We start from the raw sequence: 15,479 nt of genomic DNA on the forward strand, positions 1-15,479 counted from the left end.
GCTATGCGAGACCCTGAAGCGGTGGCACCGCTTTGATAGGCACTGATTGCCTATATCGCGCCAGCGCGTCCAGCTGCGTGCTTGCCTCGCTCCAGACGCGGCTGCACCATGGCGCATAGGCGCCGGCGCGAAGGCCGTACCGTTCCCGGCGCCGGATAAGGTGCCATTTTCCGGTGCGCGTCAGGAATGCGTGCGTCAGTTGTGGTTGCTTCTCGTCAGCGATGAGCTGGTAGAGGAAGTAGAAGAAGCACAAAGCACCGTCTTCATAGCTTGACGACGGTGCCTTGGTACGGGTCGCGATTTTCTCTTCCATGGAGACAAGACAGTCGGCGACGCGGCGAACCGTGTCGGGCGTTACCATCGCACCGATGTCGTGGAGAGCGTCCGGATCGTCGATCAAGGATTCCCGCAGAAGATTCTCGGCGGCGATCTTCAGATGGGTCCGGCGCATTTGCCGTTTATGCTTGTTCGTGACGCTCTCGTCGTGAATGCGGTATGCGACCAGGCTCTCCTCGATCATGGCGACCGGAAACTCTCGCGTAATCCGTCGGAACAGATCGAAGTCTTCCGCATGCACATAGCTTGCGTCATACATCAGCATGCCTTGGGGGATGACATTGCGATTGTACATCACGGTCGAGTGCATGAAGACGGTGTAGAACATCGACAGTACATGCCAGTCCGCTGAAAGATGGATCGGGTTTTGCGTGCCGCGCACGACACGATTGCCGATGAGCCGGTCGATGCCCGTGCCACTGATCGCCAGCTCGGGCCGCTGCGTGAACAAGGAAACCTGTCGCGAGAGGCGTGTCGAATAGGAAATGTCGTCGGCATCCATCCTGGCGACAAAGTCGCCTTTCGCCAGGGTCATGCCTTCATTCAAGGTTGCGATAAGGCCACGGTTCTCCCGCGAGACGATACGGATGCGATCATCCGCCTTTCGGTACCGTTGCAGGATATCCAGCGATCGATCGGTGGAGCCATCGTCGATTGCGATGACATCGAGGCGTTCGTGATCCTGGCGCAGGATGCTTTCGATCGCCGCGGCAAGATAAAGTTCGCCGTTGTAGACGGGCAGTACGACGGAGACCAATGGAACAGTCATTATTCAGCTCGCATGCTTATTGGAGATCGGAGGTCTGGACCGCCCGCAATCGCGGTTGGCGTGGCAAGGGCATGGTCTTTCGCGACCACGTAAGGGAAGTAGCGCTTGAGATTGTTGAGTGGCTTTTCGAACATCACCCAGGAGATCGAGGCGAGCATTAACGTGGCCGCACTGCCGATGGCGAAGCGGGCAAGACCTTGTTCCGAGACATTCATCGGAATCCAGGGCTGAGCCTTGACGATCAAGGACAGGACGATCGGATGGAAAAGGTAAATGCCGTAACTGATGCGCCCAATGGCCATTATAGGCGGGAGTTCGAGCAGCCGGCCGAGGGGGGGCGTTAGCCCTGACGAACAGCAACCGACCAGCATGACTAGCGGCATGAGCGGCAAAACCTCGCTGCCGATCCAAACTGTCCAGTCGAGCAGCGGTGTCATGGGTTCTGATCTCAGCCACAGTGCGATGACAGCCGCGGCTGTAAGCGGCATCCAGCTTAGCCGCATCCATTGCGGCCAGGCATCGGTCCTGCCACGATAAGCCGCGAGCAGCGCGCCTGCCGCCAGGGCGTCCATCGACGCCGAGGGAAGCAGATCGCGCATGAGCGAAGGCGTTCCCGTCAGGGGCCAACAGAGGCGGTAGGCGATCGAGCATGCAATGACGGCGACGCAGATCCGTTCGATCATCCGGCGTGGTGCCAACAGCATCACCAGCGGCCAGGCAATATAGAATTGCTCCTCGATGCTGAGGCTCCAGGTGTGACACAGAAACCAGGGCGTCCATTGATCGCGAATGGCATACCAGTAGTTTGACAGATAAAGCGCGTGCCATTTCAGGCTGCCGCGGGCGCCCTCGAGGTTGACGAACCAAACGAAGCCCAGCAGCGCGAAGTAGGGAGGGAATATACGCAGCGCGCGGCGAATATAGAATGATTTCAGCGCGGTGGCCGGCTCATATTGAACGGCGGAGCGCGCATCCAACAACAGTCGCGTGATCAGGAATCCACTGATCACAAAGAAGAGACGGACACCGAGATGCCCCCAAAAATTTCCGTCGGCCGCGACGAAATGTGCGTATAGCACCATTGTGACGGCAAGAGTTCTCAGCCCGTCCAATTGGCGGTCGCGCGTATTCGACATAGACACCCCCGGTTTTCAGCCTTTGTCGGACACTCTCCTTGACGGCGCCAACTCCCCAATATTGTTCTTGTCGTTTGCGTTTTACACTTCTTCCTAAGCCCCGTGTGGACCGGCAAAACGCCAAGCGCCTCCCGAGCGTTCATGAGCGAATCCGGCCAAACTGTGACAAATTTCACTAAATTAACCGACGGCAATCACATGTTTGAAACATACGAGCATCCTGCTGGCATTCGGAGTTATTTTTGCCCTGCGGCGCTCCAAATACCCGTCGTGTGCCTTCCATATCAGGCGCTACAGCAGAACGGAATGCCGCAACCATCATGTTAGTTTTGATCTTCTTAGGTCAATCCAATGCGATAATTTCCAAACTAAGAGATATTTCGTCGGAAAATACATCCGACTGGTGGTCGTCGGTGGCGCGTTTTGCCGCCTGTAGCGACTTTTCCTCTATTGCCAGTGGATGGGGAGGCGGAACGCACGCGGGCCGTCTTGTTTTTTCAATCGCTTTTAGATTGAAAACCACCGGGCTGCGCTATCTACATGGTCCAGCTTTGCCCCAGGGAGGAAATGACGTGGTTGACGAAAAACAGCTTATCTCCAAGATCACTTGGAGACTTATGCCTTTTCTAGGTATTCTCTATCTTATCGCCTATATCGATCGCCAGAATGTCAGCTACGCGAAACTGGAAATGGTTGGCGCTCTGGGCATGAGTGAATATGCCTACGGCCTGGGCGCGTCGTTGTTTTTTATCGGCTATTTCCTGTTCGAAGTCCCGAGCAACCTGCTCCTCGACAGGTTCGGTGCGAGCAAGTGGTTTGCGCGCATTCTGGTGTCCTGGGGCATTGTCACGGTCGCATTGGCTTATACCCAGAACCCGACCATGTTCTATATTCTGCGCTTCCTGCTCGGCGCTTGCGAAGCGGGTTTCTTTCCGGGTGTCCTCTATCTCCTGACGCTTTGGTATCCCTCGGCCTATCGCGGCACCATGGTCGGGCTGTTCATGATCTTCAGCGCCTTGGCCAATGCGATCGGAGCGCCGATCGGTGGCCTTCTGCTGGACATGGACGGCCTCTATGGTCATGCCGGGTGGCAATGGGTCTTCATCGTCACCGGTATTCCAGCCATTATCGCCGGATTCGTAACCTTCTTCTATCTGTCCGATCTGCCGGAAAAGGCGGGCTTTCTCAGCACTGACGAAAAGAAGTGGCTCAAGGATCGGCTTGCCGCTGAAAATGCAGGCATGGAGCAGCATGCATCCGACGGCTTCAAGGCTCTGATCAACCCGCGCGTTCTGTTGATGGCGATTTGCTATGTCGGCTTTCCGCTGGCAGCCTACGGCCTCAGCTATTGGCTGCCGACCATCGTCAAGGGCTTCGGGGTCAGCAACACCACCAATGGGTTCCTGAACATCATTCCCTGGTTGCTCGTCGCGGTCGCTCTTTATGTTGTCCCGTCGATGGCGGACAAGGCCGCCTCCAAGACGCCCTATATAGTCGTTTCCGCATTGACGGGAGCTGTGTGCCTGGTGCTGTCGGCGGTCATTCCCAATCATACGCTGCAGTTCGCATTCCTCTGCGTCGCCGCAGCTGGCATCTTCGCCGGACAGCCGGTTTTCTGGAGTCTGCCGTCACGGTTCCTGCAAGGGGCTGGTGCCGCTGCAGGTCTGGCGGCGATCAACTCCATCGGCAATCTCGGAGGTTTCGTCGCGCAGAACGTCGTGCCGTGGATCAAGGACACCACCGGAAGCACCATCGCACCGATGTTCTTCCTCGCCGGCTGCCTGACGATAGCCGCCGTGCTGGTTCTGTTTGTCGGGCGCGTGGTGGCTCGCGCCTCAACATCGCGCGATCTGAAAGGCACAGGCGCCTCGCGCATCTGATCGGTCGCAAAAAGGCCCGCTCTCCAATCTGAAGAGCGAGCCTCAAACCTACCGGTTTCGAACCGACGGAGTGTCTCAGCCGAGGGACGGTCGGGGAATGCCGAGATGGTCGCGCAAGGTCGTGCCTTCATATTCGGTACGGAAAAGACCCTTTTCCTGCAGGATCGGCACCACTTCGCGGGTGAAATCCTCAAGCCCGCCCGGGAAGAAGGGCGGCATGACGTTGAAGCCGTCGGCGGCGCGGTTTTCGAACCATTGCTGCATGCGCTCGGCAATCTCGATTGGCGTGCCGAGGACAATGTGATGGCCGCGGCCGGCGGCAACCCGCAGGGCAAGCTCGCGGATCGTCAGCTTCTCGCGGCGTGCAAGCTCGGTCAGCAGTTCGGCGCGGCTGCGCAACTGGTCCGAAATCGGCAGATCCGGCAGCGGGCCGTCGAGATCATAGTCGGCAAGGCTGTGGCCGATCCGTTCTTCGAGAAGCGGCATGGCGCTCTTGATGTCCGTCCAGCGATTAAGGACATCGAGTTTCTCGCGCGCTTCCGCCGCCGTCCTGCCGATCACCGGCAGGAAGCCCGGCATGACCGCCACGCTATCAGGATCGCGTCCGAAGCCGGCAACCCGGCCCTTGAGGCTCTTGTAGAAGGCTTGCGCCTCGTCGAGGCTTTGCTGTGCGGTAAAGACGATGTCGGCGGTGCGGGCGGCGAGATCCTGGCCCGGACCGGAGGAGCCTGCCTGGATCAGGACCGGTTGCCCCTGCGGGGAGCGCGGAATGTTGAGCGGTCCCTTGACCGTATAGTACTTACCCTTGTGATCGAGCACATGCACCTTGGACGGATCGGCATAGACACCGTTTTCCTTGTCCTTACGGAAGGCATCGTCGTCCCAGCTGTCCCAGAGCCCGCGCACCACATCGACGAACTCCTCCGCCACGGCATAACGCTCGTCGTGTTCCGGGTGGCTCTTGGAAAAGTTGGCGGCGGTGCGCGCATAGGAGGTCGTAACGATGTTCCAGGCAGCGCGGCCGTGGCTCAGATGATCGATCGAGGCAAAGGCGCGGGCAAGATGATAGGGTTCGCCGTAGGTGGTCGATGCCGTGGCGGCAAGGCCGATCTTGTCGGTGACCATGGCAAGCGAGGCAAGCAGGGTCAGTGGCTCGAAGCGCGCGATCATCGACGGGTGTGCGTCGACGCCGCTTGTCAGACCGTCGGCCAGAAACAGCATGTCGAACTTGGCCGCTTCCGCCATTTGCGCCACGCGGCGCAGCAGGTCGAAGTTCTCGCTGCCGGCTTCGGCGTCCGGATGGCGCCAGCCGGAGACGTGATGACCGGCTCCCTGCAGGAAAAGGCCGAGATGGATCTTGCGGGTCTTGCTCATGGTTTCATGCCTTGGAATTGCGGAAAAGGTTCAGGTCAGCCGCTGGCCGAGCAAATCGAGGAGGCGATAGAGATCATCCTCGCTCCGCATCGTCCTTGCAAGCTCTGGAACGGCTGAAACGGCCGGATGCTTGCCGGTGGCGCCGCGGAATTTGTCGGTTGGGTCGGTGACGCCGGGCAGCCCCTTGAACTCGCGGGTCAATCGCTCGCCATTGGTGAGGAGCACATCCGCGATCACGAAGCGTGTCTTCGGGTCACTGGACAGGCGAGGGGCTGCCTCGTCATGGCGGCGTCGTACGCGGCGGGCGACCGCCATCAGATCTTGGCGCACCGGCGTCTCGCCGAAATGGTCGATCCGGAGTGCTCCGTCGATCAAGGCGGTCGCAAAGACATATTCGGCGCTGAAGCGCGCATCGATTCCGGTGGTCGGGTTCGTGACCACCAGCGCGGCATCGCCGCCCGGTGGGAAGGCGAAGGTGACCGACTCGATCGCGTCCGCACGCAAACCTTCCTGATGCAGTTGAATGCCGATCACGCCGACGGGATGGCTTGCCGTGCAGCACGGAAAGGCCTTCAGCGTCAGTCCGGGCGAGACGATCTGCCAGGGCGATCCCCAGCTCTCCACTGTGGCCTGTGGACGCTCTTCGCCAAAGGCGAATGCGGAGAAGAAGCCGATGGGATTATCGAGGAAATCCCTGGCACCGCCGAAGCCTGCCTTGGCGAGCCTGGCGGACAAGAGACCGGAGCGAGCGGCCATGCCGGCGTGGTAGGGCTTTGCATCATAGCCGAACTGCAGGCGTAATCCGCTTGAATGAGTGGCGGCAAGCCCAAGCGCCACGGCGGTCTCTTCGACGGAGTAGTCGAGCACATGGGCGACGGCCGCCGCGGCACCGATCGTGCCGAGCGTCGCGGTCGCATGGAAGCCGTTCTCGTAGTGCTTGGTGCCGAGCGAAAGCCCGAGGCGAGCCATGGCTTCAAGCCCCACGATGTAGCCCGCAATCAGTTGCTCGGCGGAAAGCCGGGTTTCCGAGGCAAGCGCCAGAAGTGCGGGAACGATCACCGTCGTCGGATGGCCGCGCACGCTTGAATGCACATCGTCATAGTCGAGCACATGCCCGGCATGGGCATTGATGAGCGCGGCCGTCAGGGCATCGGTTCGGCACTCTTGCCCGACAATCACTGCATTACCGGCACCGGGGGAGAGCTGATCGAGCAGGATCAGCGTCGTGCGATCGAGCGCGCCACCAAAAGCGCAGGCCAGCCAGTCGATAATCGCGGTGCGCGCCGCCTGAAAGGCGGCTTTGTCCTTCAGAGGCTCGGACGAGACGATGGCCTCGGCAAAGGCCGTGGTAAGCGGAAAGACCTTGTCCATAATCGATCCCTTCAGATGCCTTCGCCGTCTTCCAAAGCACCGCGCGCGCCAGCCAGTCCGTTGACGAAACGGCGGATGCGCGGATTTGCGGACTTCTGGAAGATGTGCTCGGGCGGTCCCTTGTCAACGATGAGGCCGTTTTCGGTGAAGACGACGACGTCGCTGATTTCCTCGGCAAACCGCATTTCGTGCGTGACGAGAATGCTGGTCATACCCTCCTTCACGAGGTCTCGTATAACAGCGAGCACTTCGCCGACGGTTTCCGGATCGAGGGCGGAGGTCACTTCATCGAATAGGACGAGGTCCGGCCTCATAGCAAGCGCGCGGGCAATCGCGACGCGCTGCTGCTGGCCCCCGGAAAGCTGGCCCGGATACATCTGCGCCTTCTCGGAAAGGCGCACGCGCGCCAGAAGATCCTTCCCGTGACGCTCGGCCTCTGACCGATCAACGCCGAGGATACGGATCGGGGCGAGGGTGATGTTGTCGATGACCGTCAGATGCGGAAACAGATTATACTGCTGGAAGACGATGCCGATCTTCTGGCGCAGCTTGATCCTGTCCGTTTCGCTGGTCATTTGATCGACGCGTGCGCCATTGACGGTAATGCGGCCGGATTGCGGCGTCACCAGCGCGTTGATGCAGCGCAGGATTGTCGACTTGCCGGATCCGGAAGGGCCGATGATCGAGACCGTCTCGCCTCGCGCCACTTGCAGGTCGATCCCCTTCAATACCTCGGTAGGCCCGAAGGACAGGTGGACGTCCGCCAGTTCGACGATCGGATTGGTCGCGGCTTGGCTCATGCCCAGCTCCTCATACTTTCAGGCGCCGCTCGAGGCGGCGCGTCAGGCTGGAAATAGGATAGCAAAGAACGAAGAAGGCCGTCATCACCACGATATAGGCAAGCACAGTGAAATCCAGCCGACGAACGGCAGTGCTTGCATCCGTGGCGGCGTGCAGAAGCTCATGCACGCCGACGAGCGAGGCAAGCGCCGTTCCCATAGTGATGGAGGCGAAGAGGTTCATCCAGGGCGGCAGCGAGCGGCGGGCGCATTGCGGCAGGATGATCCAGCGCAGCGCTTGCAGCCGGGAAAAACCAAGCCCCTTGGCCGCTTCCCATTGCGTCGTCGCGATCGATTGAATGGCCCCGCGCGTGATCTCGGCCACATAGGCGCTGGCCGGGATGGCAAGCCCGATCACCGCCTTCAGCCAGTCGGGGAAGGGCAGGTAATGGCCGGCGATCACGATTTCGAAGGGGAAGATGTAGGTCGTGGCGAAGATCAGGACCAGATGCGGCGCATTGCGGAAAACCTGCACATAGAAGACGACCGGATAGCGGACGATCTTCAAGGGCGCGAGTTCGAGAATGCCGAGGATTACGCCGAGCGTCGTCCCACCCGCCATGGCGAGTAGGCTGATCAGGATATTCATGAGGAAGCCGGTGCCGAGATAGGGCAGCCACTCGATAAGGGTCGACAGGAGCGACAGATCGGCAAGCAGCCAGAGGGCGGCAAGGATGATGAGCGCACCGAACAGCCATGGCAGCCGGCCGTGCGCCGACGCGGAGAGGATCTTGGTGTTGGTCATGATCCCACCCCGAATCCCGGCACGGCCAGGCGCTTCTCGACCCAATGGCCGATCCGGGCGACCGCCAGGTTGATGGCGCTGAAGAACAGCAGGATGACGATCATCAGCTCGACGACGTTGTCGCGCTGCGTCCAGACCATGATCGAGGCATAGGTGATCTCGCTCACCGCGATCGCATTGCCGACGGTCGTGAGCTTCACCAGATTGATCAGATTGTTGACGAGGGCCGGCAGGGAGGCGCGGATCGCCAGGGGTGCTTCCACGAACCTCAGGATCTGCAGGCGGCTGAAGCCGATGGCGCGGGCTGCCTCCACCGTCTGCTCCGGCACGGCCTCGATGCCGGCGCGAATGGCGTCGGCGTGCAGGGCGGCCACATGCAGGCCGACGACGGCCACGACCCAGAAGAAGGGCGAGAGTGGATTGTTCTGCGCGCCGCCGAGGACGTTGGAGACGAGCGTGTTCAGCACCAGGAAGCTGAACATCAGCTGCACCAGCGTCGGCGTGTTGCGGGTGATTTCGATGAATGCCCGGATGGGTGTGGATACCAGCTTGCGGCTGGATGTCAGCATGGCCGCAAAGAGGAGGCCGAAAGCAAGGCTGACCGGAATCAGGAGCACAATGAGATAAAGCGTGGTGATAAAACCACCACGCCAGATCTGTGCCTCATAACCGCTGGAGAGGAACTCGTAATGGAGCCCGATCTTGCCCGTCCAGTCTATGAATGCCTGAAGAAGGGTATTCCCCATGAGCAGCCTTGCTTCAAGCGACGGTAAACGTCACTTGCCTTCGCTCTCGAGCTTCTTGTGCTCTTCCTCGAGATAGGAGGTATTGAGCAACCGGTTGGCCTTCGCATATTCAAGCAGCTTGCCGTTGGCATGCAGCTCGCGGATGATCTTGTCGAGCGCATTGCTCGTATCGGTCTCGCCCTTGCGCAGCCAGATCACGGAATCGGATGGGATGAGTTCGGTGGGGAAGAGGATGGTGTAGTCCTTCCATTCTTCCGGGCGGTCCTGGAGGAGAAGGCCGACGGTGGCGCCGACATGGACGGCGGCGACGCAATTGCCACCCTGCAGCGCCAGCAGCGATTCCGGCTGGCTGGGCAGGGCCTTCACTTCGGCGCCATATTGCTCGATGAGCGGCTGCGTGTAGTTCGAACCCTGCGATACGCAGACGGCCTTGCCCTTCAGATCGCTCCAGTCCTTCAGGCCGCTGTCCTTGCGGCCGACGGCTGCGCCGCCGCTGCGGTCGTAAGCCGTCGGGACATAGTCGAGAATCTTGGCACGCTCTTCGGTGTACTGCATGTTGGCGATCAGGATATCCACCTTGCCCTGCTGCAGGAACTGCACCCGGTTCGGCGGCGTCACCGTTACCGTTTCCAGCTTGACGCCGAGCTTGTCGGCGAGAGCCTTGGCGATGTCGATATTATAGCCCTTCTGCTCCTGGCCGGCCGGATCGATATAACCAAATGGCGCGCCGGACAGGATGACGCCGACTGTCAGCGAGCCGCGTCCCTTGATGCGGTCGAGTGTGGCATCCGCATGAGCGATCGTGCTGAAAAGCGCACCGATAGAAAGAGCGGCAGCAAAAAGTGTCGCCGAAGTTCGCTTGGCAAAGTTCATGGGTTTAAAACTCCTTGTCGGCGCGGAAACTAGAGAGGCAGGCGGAAACGGGCGAGGAATCGCATGCTATTTCTTTGAGCTTCTTAGAACGAATTACCCACATATTATATGGGTTTTAATACAATCGCTTTGTCGTTGGAACTCGTTGCAGGCTTAGCCGGGGCGTTTGTATTCCGGTTGTTTGGGAGGGCGCTTTCATGCCGACGGCCGGGCGCTCCGCGCGGGAGAGGCTCGTCCTTCGACGCCCGTCATGCTGCCGGGTAGCGCCAGGAGTATCGTCTAGGTGAAAAAGCCTCGGCTGATCTGATATTTTCGTTAATTATCAGATTGATAAATCAGGTTTCTCAACGTTTGCTCGGGCGGATGGAACTACGCAGATTGATAAGGCGATCGAGGGATTGCAGCGTCGTTTCCTGGGCTGCGGTCGCAAGTGCCAGCATCATCGATTCAAGGCAAACGAGGGTCGGGCCGTGGAGCGCGACGTGCTCGACCTTGGCGCGGGGAATGACGATCGCCGCATCGGCATGCTTGCGCAGCACCGTATCCTCCTGTCCGAGCAGCATGACGATCGGGATGCCGAGGCGCTGGGCCTCGGTGATGGTCGTCATGCCTTCGCGGTGCGCCCGGCCATAGGCCATCATGATCAACGCATCGCCTTCTTCCATGGTCAGAAGCTGTTCGGCGAGCGCAATCCCGGTGAGGTTCAGTGCATAGGAGGGATAACCGTTGCGGGAAAAGAGACGGGCGGCATAGGTCGCGAGCACGCCGGAGGCGCCGATGCCGAAAATGCCGATGCGTTTTGCGCCTAGAATGACCGCGATGGCATCCGCCATGCCTTGACGGTTGGATGGCGCGGAGAGGGCTTCCATGGCATTGCGGTGATCGTTGATGACGAAATCGATGGCGGAATCGACGTTGCTGTTCAGCTCCCGCGTTGTCGTCGCCATCTTCTCGGAGGGCGAATCCGTTTCGCCGATATGGGCCTCCAGCGTGTCCTTGAGGTCGATCAGCCCCTCGAAACCCAACGCCTGGATCGCGCGGATGACCGTCGCGTCGGAGGTGCCGGTCTCGTTGGCAATTTCGAGCGCGGACTTGCCGAGGATGGCGTGGCGATGCTGGTCGATAAAATCGGCGACGCTGAGCAGGCTCGGCGACAGGGAGGCGCGGCGGTTCTTCAGCCGTTCGCCGAAGCGGTCTATCCGGCGCGTCTTCTTCTGATTTCTGGAGGCGGCGTCCATGGCCGGGTGATACCTTCATTACATAGTCATGTTAAGGAAGGCACATTGTCCTATTCTGACGGATTTTGAAAGTCTTGGGCGCGTCACTGTTGCTATTGCTTCAAGCCGGGACGCCCGGCAACATGTGACTGCACCATCGAAACCATCAGATTGAGCGCCGCATAGGAATTGGAGATCGCCTCCTCGCGCGGCAACAGGATGTAGCGCCCCTCGCGGCAGGCGGCGAGGAACTGGCAATAGTCCGGGAGCACCTTGTTCATCGCAGCGATTTCCTCGGCCGGCGTGCCGCCGGTATCCGACCGGTAGGTATCAAAGATGAAATCGGCGTCGAACTCCTGCAGCCGCTCCGCGCTGACCTCGATCCGCCTGCCCTCCGGGATCTTTTCGATAATGTCGGGAAAGCGGAAACCGGCATCGCGCAACACGCGGCCGAGCGCGCGGTAAGTATGATAGATGCTGATCTTGCCGTTCTGCGCTTGCAGTACCGAGACGGTGATCTTGGACGGATCCACCACTTGTTTCAGCTCCTCGATCTGCGCCCGGTAGCGCCGGTCGAGGATGGCGAGTCGGTCCTGCGTGCCGGTGAGATCGGAGAGGCGCTCGTAGATATGCGGCGCGCTGCCGACGGTGTTGTCGATGACGACGGTCGGCGCGATTTTCTCCAATTGTTCGACCGGCGTCGTGCGGCCGGGTTCGGTGATGATGAGGTCGGGCTTTGCCGCGACCACGGCTTCGAGGTCGACGGTGACAGCGCCGATATAGCGCATCCCGGAATTGTCGAAATCGATCCCGGTCAGGATCGGGCCGGAGCGCAGATAGGCCTTGCCGTCTATGCCCGTGCGACCGTGGCTCGCGACCGGGCGAACGCCGAGCTCGAGCAACGGGATGGTGATATCGAGATCATGCATGGAGACGATCCGCAGCGGATGCACCGGCACCTCGACCTTGCGGCCGAAATCATCGGTGAAAACGCGCTTTTCGATATCCTGTGCAAGCAGCGGGCCCGCGGTGAAGGCAAGCACGAGAAGTGCGGCGGTAAAACGTCTAAACATGACAATCCTCAAAGAAGGTTGCGGCGCTTCCAGAGCAGAAGCAGAAGGACGGGAACGCCAACGATCGCAAGCACGATACCGGCGGGAAGCTGGAGCGGTGCAAAGGCAAGGCGGCCGATGCTGTCGGCGATCAGCACCAGGGCTGCACCGAACAGCGCGCTGCCGGCCAGAAGCATCGACTGGCCGCTGCCACAGATCGCCAGCCGCGCCATATGCGGGGCGATGAGGCCGACAAAGCCGAGGCTGCCGACACAGGACACGCAGGCGGCGGTCAGAAGAACCGAAGCGACGAAGCGCAGGATCGAGAGCCGCCGCAGCGATACGCCGAGCCCGATGGCCATGGGATCGCCGAGCACGGCGGCGTCAGCCGCGGCTGCTGTCAGGAACAGAATTGCGGCGCCAAGAGTGGCGCAGACAAGCGCGATCGGCACAACGTCCCAGGAAACGGCATTGAGACTGCCGGCAAGCCAGACCATGGCCGTCTGCACGTCGCGGATATCCGAGGTCGTCAGGATCACCGAAAGGGCTGCCGACATCAGCCAGGAAACCCCGATGCCGATCAGCACGAAGCGCATGCGTGTCAAGTCACGCGCGAGCGAGGCGACGAGAAGCGCGCTCAGAAACCCGCCGGCCATGCCGACGAGGGGCCTGAGATAGAGGCCCGCCGACGGCACGAACAGGATCAGCGTGATCACCGAGAGGCTAGCGCCTTCCTTGACGCCGAGCAGACCGGGATCGGCGAGACCGTTGCGGGTCAGCGCTTGCAGGGCGGCTCCCGAAAGCCCGAGCATCGCGCCGCAAAGCACCGCCATGATGATGCGCGGCAGCCGGAAATCGCGGATGATCTGATGACTTTCGCCGGTCGCCTGAGCCGGGTCGAAGAGCACCGTCAGGAGTTCGCGGAAGCCTGCCTCATGGCTGCCGAGTGGAGCGGTGACCAGGGCCATGGCAACAACGAAAAGGCAAAGCAGAACAAGCACGACACAACTGCGCATATGGACACGGCGCGACATCGGCCCCAGAACCACGAGATGATAGCCGTTCTGTCGCGCAACGCTCATCGGAAATACCTTGAGGCGGCGAATATGAAGACCGGCGCGCCGATGATGGCGGTCATGATACCGGTTGCCAGCTCGTGCGGGCTCATCAGCATCCGGGCAGCGATATCGGCGGCCAGCAGCAGGGCCGCTCCACTGAGCGCCGCAAGCGGCAGAGCGAACCGGAGATCGCCGCCGGAAAGCTGCCGGGCAGCGTTGGGAACCATAAGGCCTATGAAGCCGATCGGGCCGGCGACCGAGACGGAAGCACCGCAGAGAAGCGCCGTGGCGGCAAGCCCGATCAGCCGGGTGCTCTTGACCGGCACGCCAAGCCCGGTCGCCGCGGCATCGCCGAGTGCCAATGCATTCAGACGCGGTGCAATCAGGAAGGCAAGCAGCATTCCCATGAGGATGGGAGCAAGCGCCGCTCCGATCAGCTCATAGCCGATCCCGGCGAGATCGCCGGCAAGCCAGAGCCGCATCTCCTGCAATGTCTCTTCATCGAGGATGAGGATTGCCGAGGTGAGGGAGGAGGCGAGCGCTGACAGCGCGATGCCGCAGAAGGTGACCTTCAGCATGGTCATTCCCGCGCGGCCGGCGGAGGAGAGCGCGAGGACCGCGGCAAAGAGCAGGCAGGCGCCGAGTGCAGCCACCAGCGGGCGGGCAAGTCCACCGGCCAGAAACGGCAGGCTGCTTGTCAACACGACGGCAAGACTTGCCCCGGCATTGAGGCCGAGAACATGCGGCTCTCCCAGCGGATTGCGCAGCAGCGATTGCAAGAGGAGACCGGCAATACCGAGGGCGGCGCCGACGAGAAGAGCGGCGGCAAGCCGGGCGAGCCGCAGCTTCACCAGGATCTGATGTTCGAAATTATGGCTGTCGAAGGCGAAGACGGCATTGAGCAGCGTTGCCGGTGCTACCGGCCGCGCGCCGATGCCGGCATGGATCGAGGCCAGCAATAGAATGATCGCCGCCAGCGCCATGAGGGCAAGAAGGCTGCGCATCGGGCGCGCGCGCCGTGGTGTGGAGCTGGCTGAAACCGGGATCGCACTCATCGCTCCCTCTTGGCCCCTTTGGTCGAGGGAAGGAAAAGGGGCAGGCCGGTTTCCGGATGCGCGAGACGAACCACCTCGGTGTTGAAGACGTCGCGAATGAGCGCGGCACTGCATTCGCCGGGGTGTTCGGCGATGCCGGCGATCGCGCCATCCTTCAGGAAGATCAGGCGGTCGGCATATTGAAGCGCGAAATTGAGATCGTGCAAAACGGCGACGATGGTACGTCCGTGTTCGCGGGTGAGGTGCCGCAAGAGGTCGAGGACTTCCACCTGGTAATGCAGGTCGAGGAACGTGGTCGGTTCGTCGAGCAGGATGACGGGCGTCTCTTGCGCCAGTGCCATGGCGATCCAGCAGCGCTGGCGCTGGCCGCCGGAAAGGCTGTCGACTGGCCGGCCGGCGAAGTCCAGCGTATCGGTCACCGTCAGCGCATGTTGAACGGCCTCTTCGTCAGCTTCCGTCCATTGCTTGAGGAAACCCTGATGCGGATAGCGCCCGCGCGAGACGAGATCGTAGACCGTCAGCCCTTCCGGCAGCAGCGGGCTTTGCGGCAGAAGACCGAGCCTGCGCGCCACCTCGCGCGTCGGCATGGCGTGCAATGCCTTGCCGTCGAGATTGATCGTCCCGCCCATCGGCTTCAGGAGCCGCGCCATGACCGACAGCAGCGTCGACTTGCCGGAGCCGTTCGGCCCGACGAGCATGGTCATGGTGGCTTCCGGAATGGACAGCGAAATGCCGTCGAGGATCAGCTGCTTGCCATAGCCTGCAGAGACGCCTTCGACGGTCAGCAGAGGCGTGGCTGCTCCGTTCGGTCGCTCCGAAATCTCTTTCTGTCCTTCTCGCATGCACTCTTTCGCGTCTGTTTCCGTATCAAGGGAAAGTATTCCTGAGTGTAGTAGTCAAATTTCCAGCGTTGTAAATTCCGTGGATTCTTCGCAGCAGCGGGCGGGGAATGGATTGGGAGGCCAGTGCGGGCTGATGCCGGAAGATAAGAGAACTGTCGTACCTTGCTGAAAAGTATGGAATTTCCG

14 protein-coding genes are annotated in these 15,479 nt (G+C 60.9%); 1 reads left to right on the forward strand and 13 read right to left on the reverse strand.

Annotated elements, in window-relative coordinates:
- Position 1 precedes the first annotated feature (1 nt).
- On the reverse strand, positions 2 to 1,105 hold the full coding sequence (locus PMI03_RS10930) for a glycosyltransferase (protein ID WP_007692923.1): 1,104 nt from the start codon (positions 1,103 to 1,105) through the stop codon (positions 2 to 4).
- Complete coding sequence (locus PMI03_RS10935) at positions 1,105 to 2,241, reverse strand: acyltransferase (protein ID WP_007692924.1); 1,137 nt, start codon at positions 2,239 to 2,241, stop codon at positions 1,105 to 1,107. The genes PMI03_RS10930 and PMI03_RS10935 overlap by 1 nt, the downstream gene beginning before the upstream one ends.
- Before the next feature lie 572 nt (positions 2,242 to 2,813).
- Here PMI03_RS10935 and PMI03_RS10940 point away from each other — a divergent pair.
- Complete coding sequence (locus PMI03_RS10940; RefSeq protein ID WP_007692927.1) at positions 2,814 to 4,121, forward strand: MFS transporter; 1,308 nt, start codon at positions 2,814 to 2,816, stop codon at positions 4,119 to 4,121.
- A gap of 75 nt (positions 4,122 to 4,196) precedes the next feature.
- On the opposite strand, the gene PMI03_RS10945 is transcribed toward PMI03_RS10940, so the two are convergent.
- From PMI03_RS10945 to PMI03_RS10995, 11 genes are all read right to left on the reverse strand, one after another.
- Entirely contained in the window at positions 4,197 to 5,495 is a 1,299-nt protein-coding gene (locus PMI03_RS10945; protein ID WP_007692929.1) for an LLM class flavin-dependent oxidoreductase, read from the reverse strand.
- A gap of 30 nt (positions 5,496 to 5,525) precedes the next feature.
- A complete protein-coding gene (locus tag PMI03_RS10950; protein WP_007692931.1) occupies positions 5,526 to 6,866 on the reverse strand; it encodes an MmgE/PrpD family protein in 1,341 nt (446 codons plus the stop codon).
- A gap of 11 nt (positions 6,867 to 6,877) precedes the next feature.
- Complete coding sequence (locus PMI03_RS10955) at positions 6,878 to 7,666, reverse strand: amino acid ABC transporter ATP-binding protein (protein WP_007692933.1); 789 nt, start codon at positions 7,664 to 7,666, stop codon at positions 6,878 to 6,880.
- A gap of 10 nt (positions 7,667 to 7,676) precedes the next feature.
- The gene (locus PMI03_RS10960) at positions 7,677 to 8,450 is read right to left on the reverse strand and encodes an amino acid ABC transporter permease (RefSeq protein ID WP_007692935.1); all 774 of its coding nucleotides are present in this window, start codon (positions 8,448 to 8,450) and stop codon (positions 7,677 to 7,679) included.
- The gene (locus PMI03_RS10965; RefSeq protein WP_007692943.1) at positions 8,447 to 9,196 is read right to left on the reverse strand and encodes an amino acid ABC transporter permease; all 750 of its coding nucleotides are present in this window, start codon (positions 9,194 to 9,196) and stop codon (positions 8,447 to 8,449) included. Before PMI03_RS10965 ends, PMI03_RS10960 begins: the two co-directional genes overlap by 4 nt.
- 30 nt (positions 9,197 to 9,226) lie before the next feature.
- Positions 9,227 to 10,069, reverse strand: a complete 843-nt coding sequence (locus tag PMI03_RS10970) for a transporter substrate-binding domain-containing protein (RefSeq protein WP_007692945.1) — start codon at positions 10,067 to 10,069, stop codon at positions 9,227 to 9,229.
- Between the two features lie 344 nt (positions 10,070 to 10,413).
- Positions 10,414 to 11,307: a MurR/RpiR family transcriptional regulator gene (locus PMI03_RS10975; protein WP_007692947.1), complete on the reverse strand. Its 894-nt coding sequence runs from the start codon at positions 11,305 to 11,307 to the stop codon at positions 10,414 to 10,416.
- A 92-nt stretch (positions 11,308 to 11,399) separates the two neighbouring features.
- Positions 11,400 to 12,359 carry an ABC transporter substrate-binding protein gene (locus PMI03_RS10980; RefSeq protein WP_007692949.1) on the reverse strand — a complete coding sequence of 320 codons (960 nt, stop codon included), beginning with the start codon at positions 12,357 to 12,359 and terminating at the stop codon, positions 11,400 to 11,402.
- Between the two features lie 8 nt (positions 12,360 to 12,367).
- Positions 12,368 to 13,420 carry an iron ABC transporter permease gene (locus PMI03_RS10985; RefSeq protein WP_007692951.1) on the reverse strand — a complete coding sequence of 351 codons (1,053 nt, stop codon included), beginning with the start codon at positions 13,418 to 13,420 and terminating at the stop codon, positions 12,368 to 12,370.
- Positions 13,417 to 14,451 carry an iron ABC transporter permease gene (locus PMI03_RS10990; RefSeq protein WP_007692953.1) on the reverse strand — a complete coding sequence of 345 codons (1,035 nt, stop codon included), beginning with the start codon at positions 14,449 to 14,451 and terminating at the stop codon, positions 13,417 to 13,419. Before PMI03_RS10990 ends, PMI03_RS10985 begins: the two co-directional genes overlap by 4 nt.
- Positions 14,448 to 15,293, reverse strand: coding sequence for an ABC transporter ATP-binding protein (locus tag PMI03_RS10995; RefSeq protein ID WP_007692955.1), 846 nt, complete (start codon positions 15,291 to 15,293; stop codon positions 14,448 to 14,450). Before PMI03_RS10995 ends, PMI03_RS10990 begins: the two co-directional genes overlap by 4 nt.
- Between the last annotated feature and the right edge of the window lie 186 nt (positions 15,294 to 15,479).

This window comes from Rhizobium sp. AP16 (assembly GCF_000281735.1).
GTDB classification, from domain to species: Bacteria; Pseudomonadota; Alphaproteobacteria; order Rhizobiales; family Rhizobiaceae; genus Rhizobium; species Rhizobium rhizogenes.

Excerpts from the sequence above, each read along its gene's own strand:
- PMI03_RS10955 (WP_007692933.1), bottom strand. The coding sequence starts at position 7,666 with ATGAGCCAAGCCGCGACCAATCCGATCGTCGAACTGGCGGACGTCCAC.
- PMI03_RS10945 (WP_007692929.1), bottom strand. The coding sequence starts at position 5,495 with ATGAGCAAGACCCGCAAGATCCATCTCGGCCTTTTCCTGCAGGGAGCC.
- PMI03_RS10970 (WP_007692945.1), bottom strand. The coding sequence starts at position 10,069 with ATGAACTTTGCCAAGCGAACTTCGGCGACACTTTTTGCTGCCGCTCTT.
- PMI03_RS10965 (WP_007692943.1), bottom strand. The coding sequence starts at position 9,196 with ATGGGGAATACCCTTCTTCAGGCATTCATAGACTGGACGGGCAAGATC.
- PMI03_RS10985 (WP_007692951.1), bottom strand. The coding sequence starts at position 13,420 with ATGAGCGTTGCGCGACAGAACGGCTATCATCTCGTGGTTCTGGGGCCG.
- PMI03_RS10930 (WP_007692923.1), bottom strand. The coding sequence starts at position 1,105 with ATGACTGTTCCATTGGTCTCCGTCGTACTGCCCGTCTACAACGGCGAA.
- PMI03_RS10935 (WP_007692924.1), bottom strand. The coding sequence starts at position 2,241 with ATGTCGAATACGCGCGACCGCCAATTGGACGGGCTGAGAACTCTTGCC.
- PMI03_RS10950 (WP_007692931.1), bottom strand. The coding sequence starts at position 6,866 with ATGGACAAGGTCTTTCCGCTTACCACGGCCTTTGCCGAGGCCATCGTC.
- PMI03_RS10990 (WP_007692953.1), bottom strand. The coding sequence starts at position 14,451 with ATGAGTGCGATCCCGGTTTCAGCCAGCTCCACACCACGGCGCGCGCGC.
- PMI03_RS10975 (WP_007692947.1), bottom strand. The coding sequence starts at position 11,307 with ATGGACGCCGCCTCCAGAAATCAGAAGAAGACGCGCCGGATAGACCGC.
- PMI03_RS10980 (WP_007692949.1), bottom strand. The coding sequence starts at position 12,359 with ATGTTTAGACGTTTTACCGCCGCACTTCTCGTGCTTGCCTTCACCGCG.
- PMI03_RS10995 (WP_007692955.1), bottom strand. The coding sequence starts at position 15,293 with ATGCGAGAAGGACAGAAAGAGATTTCGGAGCGACCGAACGGAGCAGCC.
- PMI03_RS10960 (WP_007692935.1), bottom strand. The coding sequence starts at position 8,450 with ATGACCAACACCAAGATCCTCTCCGCGTCGGCGCACGGCCGGCTGCCA.